At 59.9% G+C, this 1,255-nt stretch carries 1 protein-coding gene; it reads right to left on the bottom strand.

The window, feature by feature from the left end; genetic code table 11:
- Window positions 1–160: 160 nt before the first annotated feature.
- Window positions 161–955, bottom strand: a complete 795-nt coding sequence (locus ACXJ7R_RS33305) for a sugar transferase (RefSeq protein WP_457155505.1) — start codon at window positions 953–955, stop codon at window positions 161–163.
- Between the last annotated feature and the right edge of the window lie 300 nt (window positions 956–1,255).

Below are 1,255 nucleotides of genomic sequence, written 5' to 3'. Positions count from 1 at the left end.
GCTTGTGATCGGAAGCTTTGCCTGGAATGGCCTTGGGTTGCCCGGCCATGTGACCGTCACCAAATTCCTGATCCTGGCATTCGTATTGGCTTGCGCCTACATCGTCGGCCTGTCGCTGTCCGTCCACTGGAAGCGGACGGAAGGGTGAGCGGTCGGGACTTCAGGCAGCCCTGTCGAAGCGCATCACTGCGAAAATCGTCCTGAACAAGATCACGATGTCGAGCCAGATCGACCAGTTCCGCACATACTGGCTGTCGAGCGCCACGCGGTTGGCGTAGTCCATGCTGCTTCTTCCGCTCACCTGCCAGAGACCGGTGAGTCCCGGCCTTGTCCGAAGGTATTCCCCCAGGTGGTCGCCGTAGCGTATGAGTTCGTCCTTTACGATGGGCCTTGGGCCCACGCAGCTCATGTCGCCACGGATGATGTTGAAGAGCTGGGGGAGTTCGTCGAGGCTCGACTTGCGCAGCATCCACCCAAGCAGCGTGACGCGAGGGTCGTTCCTGATCTTGTGGGTCTCTTCCCACTCCTTGCAGACATGCGGGTTGGCTTCGAGATATGCTTTCAGAACTTCTTCCGAATTGGCAACCATCGAGCGGAACTTATAGCAATCGAATGGCTTTCCCCCGAACCCGATACGGCTGTGCGAGAACACTGCCGGGCCTCCTGCCGTGATCCTGATCAGCAGGGCAACGACGATCATCACAGGCGCAGCCATGACAAGCGCCGTGCCCGCTATGACCAGATCCATGAGCCGCTTCAGGAGACCTCCGATGGGAGGGTTCGTCGTTCCCGTCCTGATGGCGGGCGACAGGTCTGTCAATACTGCCCCGGCACTGTTGTGGTCGGGCGCAGGAACAACGTGCAGGACTGCCGTTCGGCTGTCAGCCGCCACGGGAAGAGGCGGCTGAACCCAGATCGGGGTTCCCTGATGCGACTCGAAGGTGTTTGTTGACATGGGACGGTTGCTGTTCGAATTGTTCCGATCACTCTTCCAAGGTCGGGGCTTGTCGGCAAGAAAGGCAAAGGAGGTAGCGTGACGCTCCAGGGCTACCCCCTAATCCCAAGGAATGATCCCCCTACACGCTTTTGCGACCTCCGAGGGAGGAATGTCTCGCCACCAGTTTCATGCGGGGCTTGGACTTCATCGCGCGGGCCTTCGTCAGGAGCACGCCCAGGATGGGCGTCCTGCTGGCCTGCAGCGTCCTGACGAGTTCCCGCAACGTTTGGACATGTGTCTTGCCCCACTGGGCAACGA

This window comes from Mesorhizobium sp. P5_C1 (genome assembly GCF_054049815.1).
Note: the sequence above shows the minus strand (reverse complement) of the source record. Positions and strands in the feature narration are given on the sequence as shown.